Here is a 20066-nt window from a genome sequence, read left to right as displayed (position 1 = left end):
TAATGACAAGTGAGGTTTAAAAAAGGGTGACTGGCCTACGCAACTTTTTTTTAAAAAAATAGCGCTGTATAGAGCATCTTGAAGATTACCAGGTAGATAAGCAGCTTTTCCAGCCTTTCACGCTCCTGTCTGAGCGTCTCATAGGCTTTACGAAGCTGGGTCTTCACGGTATTCAGGGAAATATTAAGTTTTTCGGCAATTTCGCTGTACTTATAACCATCTCCATTGCTGAGGAGAAATATCCTACGGCGCTGTTCCGGTAAACGTTGCACGGCCAGCAGCAATGCCGCTTTTAGCTGATCCTCTTTCTGCAGAATAGCTTCTTCCCGCTGCGGATCATAGGTATCAGGGGCTGCGGATTGTACATTGTGTTTCGTGCGGGTGGCGGCGCTGTTCTGGTAGTTGATGACGCCATTACGGATGGCACGGAAGGCATATTTCTCGAAACTATCTGGTGTGGGCAGGGTATCTCGTTTACCCCAGCAACGGAAAAAGAAGTCCTGCACTACATCTTTTGCAGCTTCCATATCTTTCAGGTAGCTATAAGCAAAAAGGCATAATGGTTGATAATGGTCCCTGAACAATTGTTCATACCGTTGTCTGTCTGTCCACTGCTCATGCATCAATAGTTCGTATCATCTTTTTGTAAGCGGAGGCACAAAATAAGAATTATGAATTAAGAATTAAAAATTAAGAATTGGCCTTGCAGCATATTATATATGCTGCGGGAGTTTGAGCCCCCGTTCGTTAAACTACTCTTTAGGGAAAAATAATAACGGCTGACCTGTATGGCCAGCCGTTCCTACTATTGTAATTTATTTATAATCTCGGATCGACTGGCTCACTTTCCAGCGCCAGCAGACCAAAAACGCATTGGTGTACTTTCCGCAAAGGCTCTTTCGCTACGAAGTGCTCTATTGCCTGTACCCCCAGTGCAAACTCCCGGAGTGCCAGTCCGCGTTTAGCGCCTAGTCCCCTCTTCTTTAAGCGGTTCAGATTGGCTTCAAGGGTGTATTCAGGACCATATATTATCCGCAGATACTCCCGGCCCCTGATCTTTATAGCGGGCTGTAAAAGGCCTTTGCTACCCCTTTCAATGAAGGAGAGCGATTTTACTACCATGCCTTCTCCATCTTTAGCCGTCAGTGCCTCCCACCAATTGACAGCGTCTGCTATGCTCCGTTCATCTTCCAGGTCCACCAGCTTCCACTTGGTCGGGATCAGGGGATTCCCCTCTCCGCCACAATAGCGGGCGATCGTCTCCATATGCCAGACGTGGTCTTTATTGAAATAGGTCTTCCCTTCGGTAGCCAGGATATGAAAAGGCGCCAGCTGATAATCTGACAGGGATTTTACTTCCCAGCAATACTGCCGGTAGGCATCTACAAACTGCCTGCACATCTCCGCCCGTTCCTCATACCCTTTCAGCAAAGGCGCCAGTTCCGGCAGATTAGCCGCTGTACGTAGGGTCTCCACCACATCTGTCATCGCGTGTACCGCAGCAGCGCCTGTAGCGGCATACTGGTGCTGTAAAAGCGCTTGTGCTTTCGCATTCCAGGGCATCAGTTCACTGTCCAGGCATACCCAGTCGGTGTCCATTTCCTCCCAGAAATTCCGCTCGGTAAGTGCATCCCTTACCATACCCAGGAAAGCCTGTTCAAGCGTTTTATCCGTGAAAAAAGCTCTTCCCGTACGGGTATAGCAGGTACCAATACTGTCTTCCTCTAATCCGAAGCGCCGGTTAACGACCGTACTGTCTTTACAAACGATCACCACGGCCCTGGAACCCATGTGCTTTTCTTCACAGATCACCTTCGTGACGTCATTCTTTTTATAATAACTGAAAGCGCCGGTCGGATACTCCAGGTAATCAGGCAAGGTGCTGGTTTCTGTAGGCGACATCGTTGGCGGCAGATAGATCAGCCACTTGGGATGTATGCTGAAGCGACTCATGGTCTCCAGTGCAGCAGTCGTATATTCCTCTCTGACAGTCACCAGATTGAGCAGACGCGTTTCTATCACCTGTTTGCCCATGAGGTCTTCTATGTCCAGCACGTCATCCTGTTCATGCTGCAGGTTATTACCGGTGCCTGGTACCCTGAGTGGACGCGTAGGTGCCATATAGGTAGCCAGCGCGGGCACATCAACCAGTTCTTTCTCCGGATAACGAAGCGCTGTCAGTTTACCACCAAAAACACAACCGGTATCGATATCAATCGTATTATTAAACCACTGTGGTTCATATACCGGGGTATGGCCGTATACCACCATAGCCTTTCCTTTGTAGCTGGATGCCCAGTTGTATCTTACCGGTAAACCGAATTCATCGATCTCACCGGTCGTCTCACCATACAGACAGAATTCACGTACCGCACCGGAACCTCTGCCATGCATCTCTTCTTTCAATCCGGCATGTGCAACTACCAGTTTACCGTCGTCCAGTACGTAGTGACTGACAAGACTATCGAGAAAGACTTTTAGGGCATCAATGAAGCTCGTTTCCTCTGCTGCCAGTTGGTCTACGGTCATCTTCAACCCGTGACTGAGCTTTACATTACTACCACGCAGATATTTCAACAGTTTCATATCGTGATTACCTGGTACGCAGAGCGCTGTACCTTCCTTTACGGTATTCATGACCAGTTTAAATACTGCAGGACTTGCAGGTCCTCTGTCGCAAAGATCTCCCAGGAAGAGCAGTTTCCTGCCTGTCAGCACCTCTACGCTATGCGTGGCTGCATCTACCCGGTGTCCCAGTTTCGTGAGCAGTGTACACAGTTCTTCATAACAACCATGTATATCACCGATGATATCAAAAGGTCCGTGTTCCGCTTTCTTCATATTCCACAATGGCTCCCGCTCTATGCCTGTAATCGCTGCTACTTCTGCTTCTGTATGGAACTCAAATATTTTGCGGAATCCTTCCGTCTTCAGTTTACCGATCCCTCTTTTTAAAGCATGTATATGATTAGTCACTAGGTGTCCGGCAAGGCTTCTGTCTGTCCGCATTTCATTACGTGCGAGACACACTTTATCCGGCAGATTCATCACAATAGCTACCGGTAAGGTGTGATATTCCCTTGCCAGTGCCACCAGGTTCTTTCTATCTTCAGATCTTACATTCGTCGCATCTACCACGGTCAGTAAACCACGTTTCAGGCGCTTACCGACAATATAATAAAGCAGATCAAATGCATCTGCTGACGCATCCTTTGTGTTCTCACTATTGCTTACCATTTCCCGGCAACGATCGCTGCTGACTATCTCGGCGTTACCGAACCATTTTTTTGCGAAAGTGCTTTTTCCTGAACCCGTTGCACCGATAAGTACAATCAGGGATAATTCAGGTATTTGTATATTCATTAAAGAGAATTAAGAATTAAGAATTAAGAATTAAGAATTAAGAGTTAGAATTTGGCAGTTAATAATTAAGAATTGAACACAAGGAATACTCCCTTATCAACGGAGCAATTCTTAATTGTTAATTGTTAATTGTTAATTGTTAATTGTCGTAAAAACTGCCATTTGCGTAGGCGCACCTACTTTTTCCGCTTCATCACCTATCGCCTTGATGACATAAGTATAGCCATAAGTTGTGCTTATTTTCTCACACCAGGTACTGAATTCTGCCCGTGTCCATTCGAAGCGGTGGTCGTTATGCCGCATCATGCTTGTATCCTCTGTAAAAGTGATATTCCATTCCTTGTTAGGCGTAGTTACCACCACCTTAGCTGGTTTAGCATATTCAAAGACCGTCTTTTCCAGTGCTTTGAGCCGTTCATGATCCAGGTGCTCGATCACTTCCACCAATGCAGCTGCATCAAAACCTTCAATTCTGCGGTCCCTGTATACCAGCGAACCCAGTATGAGGCGGAGACGCTTACGCTGATTATCTGGCAGCTGATAATATTTCAGTCGGCGGTAGGCCACTTCCAGCGTACGGGAAGAGACATCCATACCGGTAATATGTGTCAGTTGCTGATGTGCCATTAACAGCTTCAGTAACTTACCTTCTCCGCAACCCAGGTCAAGTACAGACCTGACAGGTGTGCTGAGTAATTCGTCACATACCAGTTGTAACCTGGAATCGTGCAGTTTAGGCGTCGGTATTTCCGGTTCTGAGATCATTTCAGCTTCCACCAGTTCCTCCGGAATATCATCTTTCATCAGCATCGACATGGCATCGTTCATCAGGCTTTTCTGATGACGCAGGTAACGCCTGGAGATCAGTTCACGCTCCGGATGCTTATCCAGCCAACCTTTTCCTTTTGCCAGCAGTTTCTCTACTTCCTCCTTGTTTACCCAGTAATGTTTATCATTATCCAGGACCGGAATCAGTATATAGAGGTGCGTAAGCAGTGACTGTAAGGTGACCGTATGTTTCAGTACAACGGTAAAATAACGGCTATGCCCCCATTCGGGGAATTTGTCGTCCAGCGTATACTGCGTAGCGTTTACTGTATAACCCAGTGGACCGAACATGCGTTGTATCATTTGTTCACCACCGTTAACCGGCAACACAGACAACTTCACTTCAAATGGCATCGGCATCTCTACCATTTCCGGCTTATCCTTACACTTGCCGTTCAATGCCGACGCAAATGCTTTGGAAATGGCATTGCTCATGATAGAAGAAGCCACATAAGGTCTGTCGTTCACATACTGCTCCAATGCGAAGTTATTACCCGAAGGGCCCTCATTGGCACGTACCAATCCTACGGGATCAATGTCCAGTACCATGGCACAGGTACATTCCTGCTCAGTGGCAACAGGATAAAATATATGAGCCTTTCCTTTAGAAAGTTCTATATCCTGCACCTTTGCAGGGTGTTTGTGCAACAGATAACCAAGATCTGTGGCAGGCATATGTCTGGTTGTAATAGTCAGTAACATCTTTGCTTAAAATTGATACTGTAAAGGTGCGCTACATGTGCGAAGTCTTTTTGCGCAGGAGTGGACAATCTTTAAAAAATCTTTCCAGGGAAAAACAAACAGCTGATAATCAATATCATTAAAAAGGGCGCTGGCAGGGGCATATCATGAATGCCCCTGTGTCAGTTTCCAGATCACGAAAAAGCCGATGGCGGCCAACAGGAAATATACCCACCACCAGCTGCCCATATGGGACCTGTATTCCTCATCCTCGTCATCATGGTGATGGTCGTCTTCCTCATGCTGTCCGTAATACATGTAGATCTCCCAGTAGCAGTTCTCCACCTCTTCGGCTGTCAGCGCTTTTTCCATCCCATCCTTCGTAAAACGGGTCCCAGTCAGCAGGGTCAGCCCGTTCTTGTCAATCAGCTCCTCCATAGCCGTTAGCAGCTGCTCTCCTTCTGCGTCAGCCAGTGGTCCTGCTTCCAGGTATCGCGTCAATAATGCACTTATCTGTGGTAATTCCATACGCCAATTTATAAAACATTCCCGAGTGGCGAAACTTCCTGCATGATAACTTTGCCCTATATTCCCCCTTGCCGTTCTGGAAATACCCGGTAACTTTAATGTGAAAACGCACCCGGGTATGCAATTCAGACAAATACCTCCTCCGCAATATCTCAGGGACTACATCCGGTTCTTCTGGGTACTGGAAAGTAACGATAAAGATGTTGCTGCTGCCACCTTCAGGACAATTGCTGATGGTTGCCCGGGACTTATTTTCCAGCACCGGGACCACGGCATACTGTTTCAGAACGACAAACAGCTGCCCGGGACCATTCTCTACGGACAGGCTACCAGACATGCCGCTTTGCGGATAGACGGCCGTTTTGATACCATTGGCATATTTTTCTACCCACACGCTTTAAAGTCCATCTTCGGACTGAATGCCGATGAACTGACAGATACCTGTCTTGACCTTGACGGAATCCCGGCATCCCGTGGTTTTCAGTTATCTGCGCAACTGACTGATATCAGCGCTCCTGAAGCCAGGATAGATATCCTTTGTTCTTTCCTGCTGGCACAGCTGACAAAGTATCATCAGCAGTCAGACAAGGCCATGCATCATGCGCTGGACCGTATCCGGCAGACCAATGGCAATATCTCTGTAAAAGCGCTGAGAGAAGAGTTACAGTTATCAGAAAGAAGTTTTGAGCGCAAGTTCAAACAGCATGTGGGCATCACACCCAAGCTCTTTGCGCGTATTGCGCAGTTTCAGGCATCCATGCAGTTAATCCGCCAAAGCGATTATAACAAACTCTCTGATATCGCTTTTGAAAATGAATATGCCGATCAGTCTCATTTCATCCGCGCCTTCAAAGAATTCGCAGGCGCCTCTCCTTTTCAGTTCATGAAGAAATCAGAAGAACTGATCGAGAACCTTTCCATCCTGACGAAATAATCCCGCTGCCGGTTTTGTTCTATTTTCCGCTGTCGCCCCCCAATAGCTTTGTGATATAAAACAACCTATCATGAAACTAATCATCTTTGGCGCCACTGGCGGTACCGGTAAACAACTGACGGAACAAGCCCTTGAACAGGGACATATTGTAACCGCTTTTGTACGCGATCCGTCCCGCCTGGGCATTATGCACTCCAATCTGAACATTGTAAAAGGCGACGTTATGGACGCTGCTTCTATTATACCTGCCATGCAGGGACAAGAAGCCGTATTATGTGCCATCGGCTCGCCTGCCAATAAGATCGGTACCATCCGGTCCACAGGTACCAAAAACATCATACAAGCCATGAAAGCAACAGGGGTAAAACGCCTGGTATGTCAGACCTCATTAGGTTATGGCGACAGTAAAAAAACACTTGACCAGACGCCTTTTATCTTTAAATATATCATCGTTCCGTTCATACTTAAAAAAGGCTTTGCCGATCACGCCTTGCAGGAAGAATATATAAAACTAAGTCAGCTGGACTGGGTCATTGCCAGACCTGCGAACCTTACAGACGGCGCATTAACACATAGTTATAAAAAAGGATTTTCTGCTGCGGAAAAACAGCTTAAAATGAAGATCTCTCGTGCAGATGTAGCGGATTTTATGTTGGGGCAGATCAGTGAGAATACCTATCTGCGGAAGACGGCGGGACTGTCTTACTGAAGATGGTAATTGACTGACATAAATTTCAATTAGGAATTAGGAATTAACAATTAAGAATTACTCCGTTATAAGCGGCAGCATTCTTAATTCTTAATTCTTAATTCTTAATTCTTAATTCTTAATTCTTAATTCTTAATTTATCCGAATGTGAGTTCTGCTCCCACCTCCACCTCATACGCTTCTTTATCTTTCTCGAAAATCTTTGCTGACAAAGCACCTTCCAATGTAACACGTTTATCTTTTATCCTGATCCAGCTGCCTTCTCTTAATCCGACTACCGGCAGGTCCTGTTGTACCTGAAATTCGCGGATACGCGTCTCCCTTGATTCGCCCATATGCGGCAATCCCGGAATAGGATCCAGGTAATGGGGATTCAGGTTGAAAGGGATCAGCCCCATCGTCTGGAAACTGGGTGGATATACAATCGGCATATCATTCGTCGTCTGCATATTCACCCCACCGATATTGCTGCCTGCACTGGTGCCCAGATAAGGCGTTCCTTGCTCTACGGCTGCTCCCAACAACTCCATCAGTCCCAGCTCATGCAGTTGTTTCACCAGCAGGAAGGTATTTCCCCCACCTGTAAAAAATGCCTGTGCGTCTCTGATGGCTGCTGCGGGTTCTTCAAAAGTATGCAGTCCCCGCAACTTATAACCGGCAGCGGCAAATACAGTCGCCGCCTTTTCTGTGTACTCATCATGAGAGATGCCACCCGGACGGGCATAAGGCACAAAGATCACTTCGGTAATGCCGGCAAACAATTCTTTCATGACCGGCAGCAGATAAGACAGATAGGTTTCTCCATGTAAGGTGGAGGTACTGGCTAAAACGACATTTTTCATGGGCTGCAATATAAAGAGATCAGCGATAATGACCACCTTTTCTCTCATGCTATCCCTTAGAATGCCTCACCCAGGTTAATGCTGAAGCGGGTACCGTATCGGCTGATGCCATAATCCACCGCAATATTTGTATTGGATTTCTTGTTGAATTTAAGACGCAGACCGCCGCCGCCTGCCGGATGGAAAGCGGTAAAACGGTAGCGTTCACCATCAGTCACTGTATTCATATTAGCAAACAGGACGAATCCGAATAATCCATCCCGGGTAATATCCCTCCTGTATTCCGCTTCAAGATCTATCAGCCCTTTTCCACGGAAACGGTTCTGGTCCATACCTCGGCCACTCCGGAAACTGGGGTCCCAGCCAATACTGGGCAGATCCAGGTAAGGTGTTTTTGTGCTGAGGGATGTCCAGTAAAATCCCCAGAAAGCCAGTACATTTTGCTGCTTTCCGTTACCAAGGTTGAGGTATTTACGATAATCGAGGTAAAGTGACTCCCAGTTGTCATTACTGCCCAGAAAGGTCGGATTGATCCTGAAAACGGCATTGAAATAATGCCCCGACTGCGGGTTAATGGAGTTCTGACGGGAGTCTTTCAAAAGGTTGAGGGAAACACCGGAGGAAACGGTTTGTCCGCGATCCGTCCCGTAATTATACCCCACAAATTTCGATAATTGTACACTGTCATTCGACCGGATCCCGATATTGGAATGCCAGTCCAGGTGATACCCCACACCTACCAGCCATTCTTTGGTCACCCTGCGATAGAAGGTTTCATACACACGGAAGTAATTATTGCCTAACAGTTGCTTTTGCTCGTCTGGTACGCCGTCTCCCACTCCCCAGGTATACTGCGGATTAATGATAAAGCGGATATCGCCCACCATATTGTACGCGTTATCCATGAACCAGACATTCGACCGCAATGCAAAGGAAAAACGCCCTTTAAAAGAAAAAGAAGGCGTAAAGGACACGTTGGACAGATTCGTCGTACGTCGTGGCCCCATATAAAAAGCCGCATTCGTAGATGTGATCAGCGCAATACCACCACCGGGAATATTCGAGGGCGCCGGCAGCAAAGAGTAGTAAATCCGGCGTTTACCCCGTTTCGGCGGCTTTGCCTTATACTTGATAACACTTTTGAAGATATCAATGACGTCTTTATGAGGCACAGTGTCCTCGTCTGACTCGTAATCCCACGCCCAGCGTTTATCTTTATCCTGGGCCGCCACCCAACAAGGCAGGGCTAAAAACAATATGATCAGTGAAAGCTTATTCATCCAGTTGTACAGTCTTATTTGCTGACGGAATACTAAGACTATGTCCTAATATTGTGCCAGTGGAAAAGGCCACAACCGGATGACTAACTACTTCTTCGCCAGATTAGACAATGCAATCAGACCTGTGCCCGCAATCACCGCAGCTCCGACAAAAGGCAAACCTGCACCGATAAGATCATTCACGGATCTTGAATAAAGAAATGGCAAACAATATAACATCCCCAAAATGCCCATTATAATAGCAGCCTATGCCCCAAAACGTGCAATAGTTGCATCCGAAAGCTGAAAAGATTTACCTGAAAAAGTGTTTTCAGGCGCCTGTAAATTATCCATAGGTATAATTAAGTTAAACAGAGAGAGTAAAATAAAGGAAAATCCTTATATATTAGCAATACTTAAACATTTTATGAAACGAATACCTATCCTGCTGATACCACTGTTGCTCCTGCTTGCTCAATTGCAGGCACAGAAAGCAGCACCACTATCCATAGGTGAAACGCATACTTTTCGCTCGGAGATCCTACGTGAAGACAGAACGGTGAATATTTATCTTCCGAAAGAATATAATCCTGCGGCAGACAGGCATTACCCGGTGATCTATCTGCTGGATGGTGCGATGGATGAAGATTTTGTACATATCGCCGGACTTACACAATTCCTCACCATGATCGATACCCTGCCGCCATCGATCCTTGTTGGTATTGCCAATGTAGACAGGAAACGAGATTTTACCTATCCCAGCACCATCAAAGAACTGACGCAAAAATATCCTACGACCGGAGGCGCTGCCAACTTCATCGCTTTCCTCTCACAGGAACTACAGCCTTTTGTAAAAAAGCATTATAAGGTCAATGATTCCACTACCCTGATCGGACAATCACTGGGCGGACTCCTCGCTACCTCGATCGTACTGAAGCAACCTGATATGTTCATGAATTATGTTATTATCAGTCCGAGTCTGTGGTGGGATGAAGGATCACTATTGACCATGGCCCCATTCCTTATCTCCACCAGAAAGGATATTCATGCGCATGTATTCATTGCTGTCGGAGATGAAGGTGAAGAGATGCAGGACGCGGCTACCAGACTGGCCACCGTATTACAGGATGCAAGACAAAAAGAGCTTTACACCAATTTTCTATATCTCCCCAGAGAGACGCACCGCACGATCCTGCACAACAGCGTATACAAGGCATTGCAGGTCCTGCATGTAAAACGAACCCGATGAGTGAAAACAATAGCCGCATCACTTTTCAAGAGCAGGTCATCTGGACCAATACCAGCCTCCGGGACCTGGTGTTACTACTGCTGATGCAGGAAAGCACACTACCGCAATATCAACCGGAAAGCAGATTATTACAGGACTATCTGCTGAAGAACCTAAACGTCTTCTACGATACAGAACTGGATACGATACTGGCGGATGTGGCTGTTGCAGACCAGCTGGAAAAAATGTTATTGCAGATCGGTGAAGCCATCGGGCAAAGCACCCCGAAAATCCGCAATGAGTGGCGGCAAAAATTGTTCGGCATATACCTGAAAAACAAACCCGGTACCGATAAAAAGAAAGCTGGATGGGCATTACAGCAATTACCTGATATGGCTGATCCGGCGGTCACAGCACTGCTTGGTCAGCTGACAAGAATGATCAGGGGAGAGTATATCTTTGAAACGGTTAGAGATGTTACCATTGAACAACTATCCGGCAAATGGCAGTCTATACAGGTGAAAGACACGCCACAATATGATATCAACTTCAATATGATGGATGATATCAGTCCCCGGCACGAGCCCATACGCATTTCCATTCAAACTACGGACAATACATCCTCCATTCTTGTTGAGACACCCGTATATAACTGGGCTACCCGCAAAAAGGATACCCTGGACTGGATAGCTGGTGCTGTCACTATTCATGAAGGTTGCTTGCTTGTGAGCTCCCACGGCAGAAAGGACTACCGCATTCCGGTATTGAAAATGGAGCCTGATTATTTTGAAACCTTCCTCTTTCACACGTACATAAGTCTGGAAAGGCTAAAAGCATAAAAAAACGGCTGGCAGAATAATCGCCGCTGTTGGCGTCAGGTAATATAATGGATGTCACCAGGGCATTATCGGTATATCTTCCGCCCCTTCTGCACCAGTTCTTTCTCAACCAGGTACTTAATCGCCCTGATAACTGTCTCTACCCTGAGTCCGGTGAGATCGGCTATCTGTTGCCTGGTAAGGTTAACAGGATACAATTCATCAGTATAACCGTCTCTTTCCTTCAGGAAATCTATCAGGGTAATGATGCGATGGCTGGCATCGTAGAGGCTGATCTCTTTGGCCATCATCGACTTAAAGTAAATACGTTCAGACAAGCTTTTCACCAGCTGCATCTGCAGGGTAAAGTTCTGTGACAACAACGTCAGCAACTTTGCCTTCTCCAATACCAGCACTTCACAATCCGTAATCGCGATAGCGGAGGCAGGATAGGTCACGTCCAGGAATAAAGGAGGTTCTGCAAAACTGTTACCGGCTTTGAAAATACCCTGTATAAACTCCTGACCATTCTCCCCGGTATTGACCATCTTCACTTCGCCGCTGATAATCTGGAAATAAAATCTGGCATGATTGCCTTCTTTCAGGATCGTATCCCCTTTCTTAAAACCGCGTGTCACTGCGCCTGCCTGTATGAGTATTTCGTTATCCAGCATTTTTTGTCTTTATGATCCAGGTCATAAACCCGGGTGCAAATGATTAGTTCCTTTGTGATATAAAATTACACATTTATGGAAACGGTTCATATCAACTTAAACGATAAACAAAAAACAGACGACGTCATCGCAAAACAGTTTGTACAGGTAAAAGCACAGGCTATTCCTTATAACAATGCCACACAGACGCTTAGCCTGTGGCAACAGTTCCTGCAATATGCGGAAGCGCAACAACCTAACCGCTTTGGCTGGCTCGCCTTCTCTTTCTTTATGCAGGGCTGTGTGCTTGTTCCCATCACACTGATGATCGTGGTAATGCGTGGCAACCCGTTTGAATTGTGGATTCCTTGTCTGGTTGGTTTTGTCATCACAGAAACCACCAACCTGGCCGCCATGCCTACTAAAGTCACTATTCCCGTGTTCTGGGCCGGCGTTATTATAGACCTTCTGGTTATTGCCAGTTGTTTCCTGTTTTATTGATTACAACAAATACCACCTGGGGCGATCTGCGCAAAGTGGATTCGTACAGACTTACTCCTGCAACGAATGATCGCCGCCGCTTTATTTCCTATTTTATTAAATGAATGATACGACCATGAAAAAAGATATCACGACAACAGAAGATATACAGCTGCTGGTGAATACATTTTACAGCAGGGTAAGAGAAAATGAGATCCTTGGATATGTCTTTGACGATGTTGCACAGGTAAACTGGGAAAAGCACCTGCCTGTCATGCACAGTTTCTGGGCAACCGTATTGTTTGGCAGGGCATCCTTCAAGGGTAATCCTTTGGCAAAACATACCGCATTGCATGAGCGGGTACCGCTGACAGAAGAACATTTTGCAACATGGCTGGTACTCTGGCACGAGACAATCGACGAACTGTTTGACGGCAAAGTAGCCCAGAGTGCAAAAAGCAAGGCAGAACTGATGAAGATACTGATGCTGGGCAAGATACAACAGCTTAATACTGCCAATGCGGTGTAAGCAGATATTGATGTGAATGAATGCCTGTTTACAAGCAGCTGCAAGTCAGAAGGATGAGATGCATTGCAGATGGCCTGGAGGTCATTCCGGAGTACCGGGATGGCCTCTTTATTTTTGGTGTCAGGCATTATCTTTGCACCTGTCGGTTAAGCTAATCGTTACCAGCCATGACTAAGAAACACCTGTCTTTATTACCACTACTTCTTTTAGTAGGTCACTTTGCCATCGCCCAACAATCACCTGCTGCCATACCTGTTCCGTTTAATCTCAAACAAGCCGGATATGTTACTTTGGTGATTGAAAACAGTGATGGTACGCGTGTACGTAACCTGATATCAGAAACCTACTTCCCTGCCGGCGCTAACACCGTGCAATGGGATGGGCTGGACGATCTGGGCAGAGATGCCGATGGCGCCAAACATGGCGTCTATAATGTACCGGGCAAAATGGTCGCTCCGGGTCAATATACCGTCCGCGGACTCGTCAGGGGCGCTATTCATGCACATTATGAAATGGCCACTTATTCTCCCGGTACGCCTCCCTGGAGAACGGAAGATCATACCGGCGCCTGGCTCGCTAACCATACCCCTCCGCAAGCCGCTTTATTTGTACCCGCAAAAGCTTCCCCTTCCCGCCAACCGGCGGTCTTACTCGGCTGTTATGTAACAGAAGGGCCGGATGGACTGGCCTGGATAGATATGAGCGGACGTAAACGCGGCGGACGTAGCTGGGTGGGTGGCGCATGGACAGCCGCTCCTTTTATTGCAGTGGATAATGGTCCCAAAGCACTACCAGGCAACGACGTGTATGTGGTATCTGCCTGGGAAACAGATAAACAGTCCGGCGTAGCCGAACTACGCCTCAATGCCCTGAGTGTAGGGAAAAAGAATGATTATAATGTTAAACAGATCGTAAAACGCTCATTAGGTGCAGTACCGCTGGAACAGGTAAAAGAGATGATCACCGGCTTTGCAGTGAACAATGGTATTGCACTGATCAGTATTGCGGGTAAAAATCGTATACTGATTGCCGATATTGCTAAAAGCAGGTTGACCGACAGTATAAAAGCGAATGCCCCCACCGGCATGTGTTATGATAAACAAGGCAGATTATTGTTACTCGTAGGCAATCAGCTGATCCGCTTTTCCGGTACATTACCGGATGATAAAGGACAGGTACTGATAGCTAACGGACTTGAAGCCCCTGTCGCACTTACGCTCGACAATAGCGGTAAGATCTATATCAGCGATCGTGGGAAGAGTCATACCGTTAAGGTATTTTCTCCCGAAGGAAAGTTCGTCCGCCAGATTGGTACACCAGGCGCCCCTGCTGCCGGTCCTTATGATCCGCAGCATATGAACAATCCTGCCGGTATTACCATCGATGCGGAACAACAGTTATGGGTTACTGAAAATGACTACCTGCCCAAGCGGGTCAGTGTCTGGTCCCTGGATGGAAAACTGATCCGTGCGTTTTATGGTCCACCGAAATATGGCGGTGGCGGTACCCTCGATCCACAGGATAAAACCCGTTTCTACTATACTGAAGAAAGCAAAGGCGCGATGGAATTTGCGCTGAACTGGCAAACGGGCACTTCTACCGTAAAGCAGGTCTATTATCGTCCGGATGCAGCTGATATGCCACTGGCGTTCCGTAGTGCAGCACCAGAGACACCGCTTTACTATAACGGACAACAATACTTCACCAACTGTTATAACAGTAGTCCGACAAATGGCTGGACCACTGCTTTCCTGTTCGTCAAACGTAATGGTGTAGCTGTTCCTGTAGCTGCTATGGGTCAGGCCGCACAATGGGATCTGCTGAAAAGTGACGCCTTCCGTTCCCGATGGCCACAAGGCGTAGATCTGAATGCAAAAGGCAGCTCCTCCCAGGCATTTTTTATCTGGCAGGATCAGAACGGAGATGGCCGTGCACAGGCAGGGGAAGTACAATACCAGAAAGGCAATAGTGGTGGTGTTACAGTGATGCCGGATCTTTCTTTCTGCATCGCACGTATCAATGATAAAGCGATGAAATTTGCCGTTACGGGTGTATCCAAGGCAGGTGTACCGATGTACGATATTACAAAAGGGAAAGTAATGGCAGATGGCGTCCTGACACCAGCGTCTTCGGGTGGCGATCAGTTGATGGAAGGACCTGACGGATGGAGTGTGATCACTTTAGGGGTGAAGCCCTATTCGCAGCTATCCCTCAGCGGCGTTAAAAACGGCGTCCCTGTATGGAGTTACCCCGATCTCTGGCCCGGTTTACATGCTTCGCATAATGCACCGGAAGCCGACAGACCCGGACAGCTCATTGGCACGACCCGTCTCTTAGGTGGTTTCTTCAGCGTAAAAGGATCAGCTGCTGGTCCCTTATGGGCCATCAATGGTAACCACGGGAATGTGTATGTATTTACGGCGGATGGTTTATTTGTCGCCTCTCTCTTTGAAAATATGCGCAGCGGTACCCAATGGCGTATGCCAGGCGGTAAGCGTAATATGTCCCTCGACAGTATTACACTGGGTGAAGAAAATTTCTGGCCGGGTATTACCGCTACGGATGATGGGAAGGTATACCTGGTGGATGGTGCGCGCAGTGCTGTAGTAAGACTGGACGGACTGGAAAGCATCAGTCGTTTATCTGATACAAAGATTGCAGTGAATCAGTCATCGCTGAACCGTAGTCTGGCTGTTATGTCTGCCGCATCTGCTACACAACAGCAGGCAGGCGGTCCACGTGTCCTGGAGGTAAATATCAGTACACAAAAGCCTGTTGTTGACGGTAAACTGAATGAATGGGCAAAGGCATCCTGGGCAGATATCGATAAGCGGGGTGTGAAAGCTAATTTCAATTCGAACTCAAAACCATATGATGTCAGCGGCGCCCTGATGGTGTCCAACGGCCGATTATATGCCGCCTTCCGTACCGGCAATGCACACCTGGCAGATAATTCCGGAGAAATGCCTATGGCGCCTTTTAAAACCGGTGGTGCGCTGGATATCATGATCGGTTCTTCCGATACAAAGGCAGATCCTGCAAGACGTACGGCTGTCGCAGGCGATTACCGCCTGCTCGTCAGCGTAGTAGATGGTAAACCACAGGCTTTACTTTACAAAGCCATCGTACCAGGCACTAAACAGGATGATAAAGTGCCTTTCTCCTCTCCTTCCCGGACCATCACCTTTGATAAGGTGGATAATATCAGCAGTCAGCTGCAATTTGCCGGTTCTGAGGGCAATTACGAGCTTTCTTTGCCGCTGACGGCACTTGGTATTCAGGCTGGCAATGGAACGCAAATAAAGGGCGATATAGGCATTTTAAGAGGCAGTAACGGGGAAACCACCTCCCGTCTCTACTGGAGCAATAAAGCAACCGGTATTACGGCGGACGTTCCTTCCGAAGCCATACTCGCCCCAAATCTCTGGGGCACCTTCTTATTCAAAGGGAAATAAGTACCTTATAACAAAGCGGGGGCTGGTGCAATACATGCACCAGCCCCCCGCTTTTTATTGTAAATAACTATTCTGACCGCAGACTCTTCACCGGGTTTACCAAGGCTGCTTTTACACTCTGAAAACTAACCGTCGCCAGTGTAACCAGAATGATCCCTACGCCTGCGACAACAAAAATCCACCACGCGATTTCAGATCTGTAGGTATAATGCTGTAACCACTCGTGCATAAAGTAGTAAGCCAGTGGTACGGCAATAGCTAATGCAACACCTACCAGCAGCAGGAAATCTTTAGAGAGCATGGCCCACAGATTGAATACCGATGCTCCCAGCACTTTGCGTACGCCAATTTCTTTCGTACGCTGTTCTGCCATAAAGGAGGCCATACCAAACAGCCCCAGGCAACTGATAAAAATAGCCAGTATGGCAAAGAAGGTCGTCAGTTTACCTACCCTCACTTCATTGCCGAACTTTCGGGCATATTCTATATCGACAAACTGATAATCGAACGGTTGTTCCGGATTATACTTCCTGAACACCTCTTCTATTTTTGCTAAAGCAGTATGACTACTTACCGCCGGATTGATCCTGATATTGGTGATACCCAGAAAGTCCCGGTTCATGACATACATCGAAGGACGTACTGGTTCATACGGAGATTCTGCCACCAGGTCTTTAATCACGCCAATGACGATGAACGGCGTCCCATCCCAATAGACTGTTTCACCTACAGGATTCTTTAAGCCCATCAATCTTACAGCAGATTCATTCAGGACAAAGGCGGCGGAATCGGTCGCATACGCATCAGAGAAATCACGTCCTGCCACAAACTGCCAGCCGATCGTCTTTCCGTATTCAGGCGATACGGTTTGTGTAGGCATATCAACCGTCATCGAAGGATCTTTCCCTTTCCACCTGATATCGCCGTTTGTTTGCCATACCGTAGTAACAGGTGTACTGGCTTCCGCCATATCCACAATAGCACCGGCATTTTTAAGCGCCGTTCGTACTACCTCAAAATGGTCGTGAATATTCGTCATACTCATTTCCATTGACAGCAATCCTTCCCTACTATATCCTACCGGTCTGTTTCTTGCAAACTCTACCTGCCGGAATACGATGATAGTACCGATGATCAGTATCAGTGAAGCGGAGAACTGTATTACGACCAGTACCTTTCTTGGCAAAGCAGCATGACGCCCTGCGCGGAAAGTACCTTTAAGTACCCTGACTGGTTGAAAAGACGATAGATAGAAAGCGGGATAACTACCGGCAATAAAGCTCGTCAGCAGGATGAATACAATACCTGCCAACCAGAACAGCGGTCCTGTCCATGGTATCGTAATCTTTTTATCAGCTACATTATTGAAAAACGGCAATGCCAGTTGTACCAGGATCACTGATAATACAAATCCGATTATCACCACCAGCAAAGATTCACTAAAAAACTGCCAGATCAGCTGTTTTCTGAAAGAGCCCACTGCTTTACGGATACCTACTTCGCGGGCACGTTTTTCCGAGCGTGCGGTACTCAGGTTCATGAAGTTGATACAAGCCAGCAGTAAAACCACTACACCAATGGCGCCAAACAACCATACAAACTGTATACGTCCACCTGTATTCATCCCATTTTTAAACGACTGGAAGAGGTGCCATTTACTCATAGGCTGTAAGAAGATGACCGGCTTATAACGTCTGTCTTCCGGACGTACATTATTCAGTTTTGTATCAGCGATACGGGCGGAGACCTTTGCGAGATCAGCATTGTCGGCCAGTCGTACAAATAGCAGGAATGCGTTATTGCCCCAGGGATCAGACACTGTTTTGATCCAGGCCATATATCTATCGATAAAAACATCCCAGGAAGCAATGAAATCGAGATTACCGAAAGAAGAGTTGTGTGGCAGATCTTTGTATACACCTCTCACGATGAGGGATTGTTTATTGTCCAGCAACAGGGTTTTGCCGACAGCATTCACCTCTCCGAAATAAGCTTTCGCAGCAGAAGCGGAAATAAGGACTGTACCAGGATCTTTCAATGCATCACGGGTACCTGACAACATACTGACGTCTATCAGTTCCGGGCCACCTGCTTCCATAAACCGGCCTATCTTACGCAGCTTTTTATCACCTACAGCCAATACTTTATACATATCCCAGGAAGACTTTACGACCTGTTTAAAGTTATCTCCATACTGATCACGCAATACTTCCCCCATATAATAGGGCATCGTCGGCCAGGTGTCTATCTGACCGTTAAAAGTCTGGTGCTGCATTACCTGGGCGATACGGTCATAATTACGATTGTACCTGTCATAGGTGACTTCATCCCAGATCCAGAGTCCGATCAGCATTGCGACAGCCATGCCTGTTGCCAGTCCGCCGATATTAATAAACGTATATCCCCTGCTTTTTTTGAGATTGCGCCAGGCAATTTTAAAATAGTTCCTGATCATAGTGGTATGGGTTATGCTCTCAAACTGTACAGAAAAGTATGCCAACGAACACAAAGATTGAAAATCAATCGCTTAAACCAAACAATATGTATTACAGTGTCCGTTTTCGTTACACGCAGGTGTCCGCTCCCGGATCTTTGCTACCTGCAGTAGTGTTGCAGTAAGATAATGTATTTTCATGCAACAGCCGTGAAAGGATACATTACACTGTTTGAACCCTTACAATGCCAGCTGATCATCAGGGCGGACGAAAACACTATACTTATTTTATAATTCTTGACCATGCACATTGCATTTGTTATTGACCTTCCCTCGCTGGAAGGCTTAGGCGCCACGATTACTTCTCTTGTGAGGAACTGTTCCGACACAGCACAGCTTGACCTGCACTTTATCTGCAACAATTTAGGCACCAGACATAAGAACAATCTCCTGATGTTATTACAGACGGAGAGCTATCATGGCCGTACGCGGTTCTATGATTTCGATGCGCAGGAAATGTTCGGGCATCTCAGTGCCGTACATGGTTCACGTACCAGTTATGGCCGTTTCCTGATCCCTAAACTGCTGGATGCAGACTATGTGCTCTGCCTGGATCCTGACCTGCTTATCTTACTGGATGTAATCACGTTTGATCAGATACGCTTTGAAGATCATTTCCTGGCAGCCGTACCGGGCGGTCCGTTCAGGAATACCCTGGAAGCGAAACTGCTGCCAGGGCAACTGAGCGTCTGCAAGGACGAGCAATCCTTTATCAGCGGTATGCTGTTGCTCAATCTCCGCAGATGGAAAGAGCGGGATATCTGCCATGAAATAGAGAAGATTTGTCTGCGTCATGGCATGGCTTTACAGGAAGCAGATAATACCGTGCTTAACACCATCTGTAATGGCAGTTTTTATCACATTGAAGACAGGTTCAACTGCATCTGGACACCCGGGCAGGCAACACCTTCTTTTAAGGAAAATGCCATTCTGCATTTTGCCGGTGCACCCAAACCATGGGACTTCCTGGGCAGAGAGGTACATGCAGGGTATCAGCGGTGGGCGGATTATGATACGACGTTCTGGGACAGAAGGTATAAACGCGTCGCTTTTGCCGGATTACAAAGGATATGGAAGATCAGAAAGTCACTATTCAGGTACTATCTGAAGAGTTTCAGGGCGGCGGGTAGTTTGAAATTAGGAATTAAGAATTAGGAATTGTTGCAACAAGGCTGAAGATGAAAGAATTGACAGCTGGAAGTACAGGATAATAATCGTAAATTACTTAGTCATTTCTCCCCTCTTACTATACTTAGACTATACTT

16 protein-coding genes are annotated in these 20066 nt (G+C 46.9%); 8 read left to right on the top strand and 8 right to left on the bottom strand.

Annotation, left to right across the window (positions count from 1 at the left end; genetic code table 11):
- Nucleotides 1–50: 50 nt before the first annotated feature.
- The 4 genes from CPIN_RS16320 to CPIN_RS16305 all read right to left on the bottom strand — a co-directional run bounded on the left by CPIN_RS16320 (nucleotide 51) and on the right by CPIN_RS16305 (nucleotide 5400).
- Complete coding sequence (locus tag CPIN_RS16320; protein WP_012790929.1) at nucleotides 51–623, bottom strand: RNA polymerase sigma-70 factor; 573 nt, start codon at nucleotides 621–623, stop codon at nucleotides 51–53.
- Between the two features lie 196 nt (nucleotides 624–819).
- Nucleotides 820–3363: a polynucleotide kinase-phosphatase gene (locus CPIN_RS16315; protein WP_012790928.1), complete on the bottom strand. Its 2544-nt coding sequence runs from the start codon at nucleotides 3361–3363 to the stop codon at nucleotides 820–822.
- 132 nt (nucleotides 3364–3495) lie between these two features.
- Nucleotides 3496–4893 carry a 3' terminal RNA ribose 2'-O-methyltransferase Hen1 gene (locus tag CPIN_RS16310; protein ID WP_012790927.1) on the bottom strand — a complete coding sequence of 466 codons (1398 nt, stop codon included), beginning with the start codon at nucleotides 4891–4893 and terminating at the stop codon, nucleotides 3496–3498.
- 144 nt (nucleotides 4894–5037) lie between these two features.
- Nucleotides 5038–5400 (bottom strand): hypothetical protein, encoded by a 363-nt coding sequence (locus tag CPIN_RS16305; protein ID WP_012790926.1) that lies wholly within the window; start codon nucleotides 5398–5400, stop codon nucleotides 5038–5040.
- Nucleotides 5401–5518: 118 nt separating this feature from the next.
- Here CPIN_RS16305 and CPIN_RS16300 point away from each other — a divergent pair, with 118 nt between their 5' ends.
- Complete coding sequence (locus CPIN_RS16300) at nucleotides 5519–6334, top strand: helix-turn-helix transcriptional regulator (RefSeq protein WP_012790925.1); 816 nt, start codon at nucleotides 5519–5521, stop codon at nucleotides 6332–6334.
- A gap of 70 nt (nucleotides 6335–6404) precedes the next feature.
- Nucleotides 6405–7043, top strand: a complete 639-nt coding sequence (locus CPIN_RS16295; protein ID WP_012790924.1) for an NAD(P)-dependent oxidoreductase — start codon at nucleotides 6405–6407, stop codon at nucleotides 7041–7043.
- A gap of 137 nt (nucleotides 7044–7180) precedes the next feature.
- Here the strand turns inward: CPIN_RS16295 and pepE are convergent, their stop codons facing one another.
- Nucleotides 7181–7885: a dipeptidase PepE gene (gene pepE / locus CPIN_RS16290; RefSeq protein WP_012790923.1), complete on the bottom strand. Its 705-nt coding sequence runs from the start codon at nucleotides 7883–7885 to the stop codon at nucleotides 7181–7183.
- Between the two features lie 56 nt (nucleotides 7886–7941).
- On the bottom strand, nucleotides 7942–9165 hold the full coding sequence (locus CPIN_RS16285) for a BamA/TamA family outer membrane protein (protein WP_012790922.1): 1224 nt from the start codon (nucleotides 9163–9165) through the stop codon (nucleotides 7942–7944).
- 406 nt (nucleotides 9166–9571) lie between these two features.
- Between CPIN_RS16285 and CPIN_RS16280 the strand changes: the two genes are divergently transcribed.
- Nucleotides 9572–10393, top strand: a complete 822-nt coding sequence (locus CPIN_RS16280; RefSeq protein ID WP_012790920.1) for an alpha/beta hydrolase — start codon at nucleotides 9572–9574, stop codon at nucleotides 10391–10393.
- Entirely contained in the window at nucleotides 10390–11211 is an 822-nt protein-coding gene (locus CPIN_RS16275) for a hypothetical protein (protein WP_012790919.1), read from the top strand. The genes CPIN_RS16280 and CPIN_RS16275 overlap by 4 nt, the downstream gene beginning before the upstream one ends.
- Before the next feature lie 65 nt (nucleotides 11212–11276).
- On the opposite strand, the gene CPIN_RS16270 is transcribed toward CPIN_RS16275, so the two are convergent.
- Nucleotides 11277–11864, bottom strand: a complete 588-nt coding sequence (locus CPIN_RS16270; protein WP_012790918.1) for a Crp/Fnr family transcriptional regulator — start codon at nucleotides 11862–11864, stop codon at nucleotides 11277–11279.
- Between the two features lie 75 nt (nucleotides 11865–11939).
- On the opposite strand from CPIN_RS16270, the gene CPIN_RS16265 reads away from it, so the two are divergent.
- From CPIN_RS16265 to CPIN_RS16255, 3 genes are all read left to right on the top strand, one after another.
- Complete coding sequence (locus CPIN_RS16265; RefSeq protein ID WP_012790917.1) at nucleotides 11940–12344, top strand: hypothetical protein; 405 nt, start codon at nucleotides 11940–11942, stop codon at nucleotides 12342–12344.
- 115 nt (nucleotides 12345–12459) lie between these two features.
- Nucleotides 12460–12852, top strand: coding sequence for a group III truncated hemoglobin (locus CPIN_RS16260; RefSeq protein WP_012790916.1), 393 nt, complete (start codon nucleotides 12460–12462; stop codon nucleotides 12850–12852).
- Nucleotides 12853–13019: 167 nt separating this feature from the next.
- Entirely contained in the window at nucleotides 13020–16307 is a 3288-nt protein-coding gene (locus tag CPIN_RS16255) for a hypothetical protein (protein WP_012790915.1), read from the top strand.
- Nucleotides 16308–16374: 67 nt separating this feature from the next.
- On the opposite strand, the gene CPIN_RS16250 is transcribed toward CPIN_RS16255, so the two are convergent.
- Nucleotides 16375–18762, bottom strand: coding sequence for an ABC transporter permease (locus CPIN_RS16250; protein WP_012790914.1), 2388 nt, complete (start codon nucleotides 18760–18762; stop codon nucleotides 16375–16377).
- Nucleotides 18763–19044: 282 nt separating this feature from the next.
- Between CPIN_RS16250 and CPIN_RS16245 the strand changes: the two genes are divergently transcribed.
- On the top strand, nucleotides 19045–19956 hold the full coding sequence (locus tag CPIN_RS16245; RefSeq protein ID WP_012790913.1) for a glycosyltransferase family 8 protein: 912 nt from the start codon (nucleotides 19045–19047) through the stop codon (nucleotides 19954–19956).
- Nucleotides 19957–20066: the final 110 nt, after the last annotated feature.

The organism is Chitinophaga pinensis DSM 2588, assembly GCF_000024005.1.
Classification (GTDB): Bacteria; Bacteroidota; Bacteroidia; order Chitinophagales; family Chitinophagaceae; genus Chitinophaga; species Chitinophaga pinensis.
The sequence above is the reverse complement of the archived record's forward strand: the minus strand, read 5'-3'. Positions and strand labels throughout refer to the sequence as shown.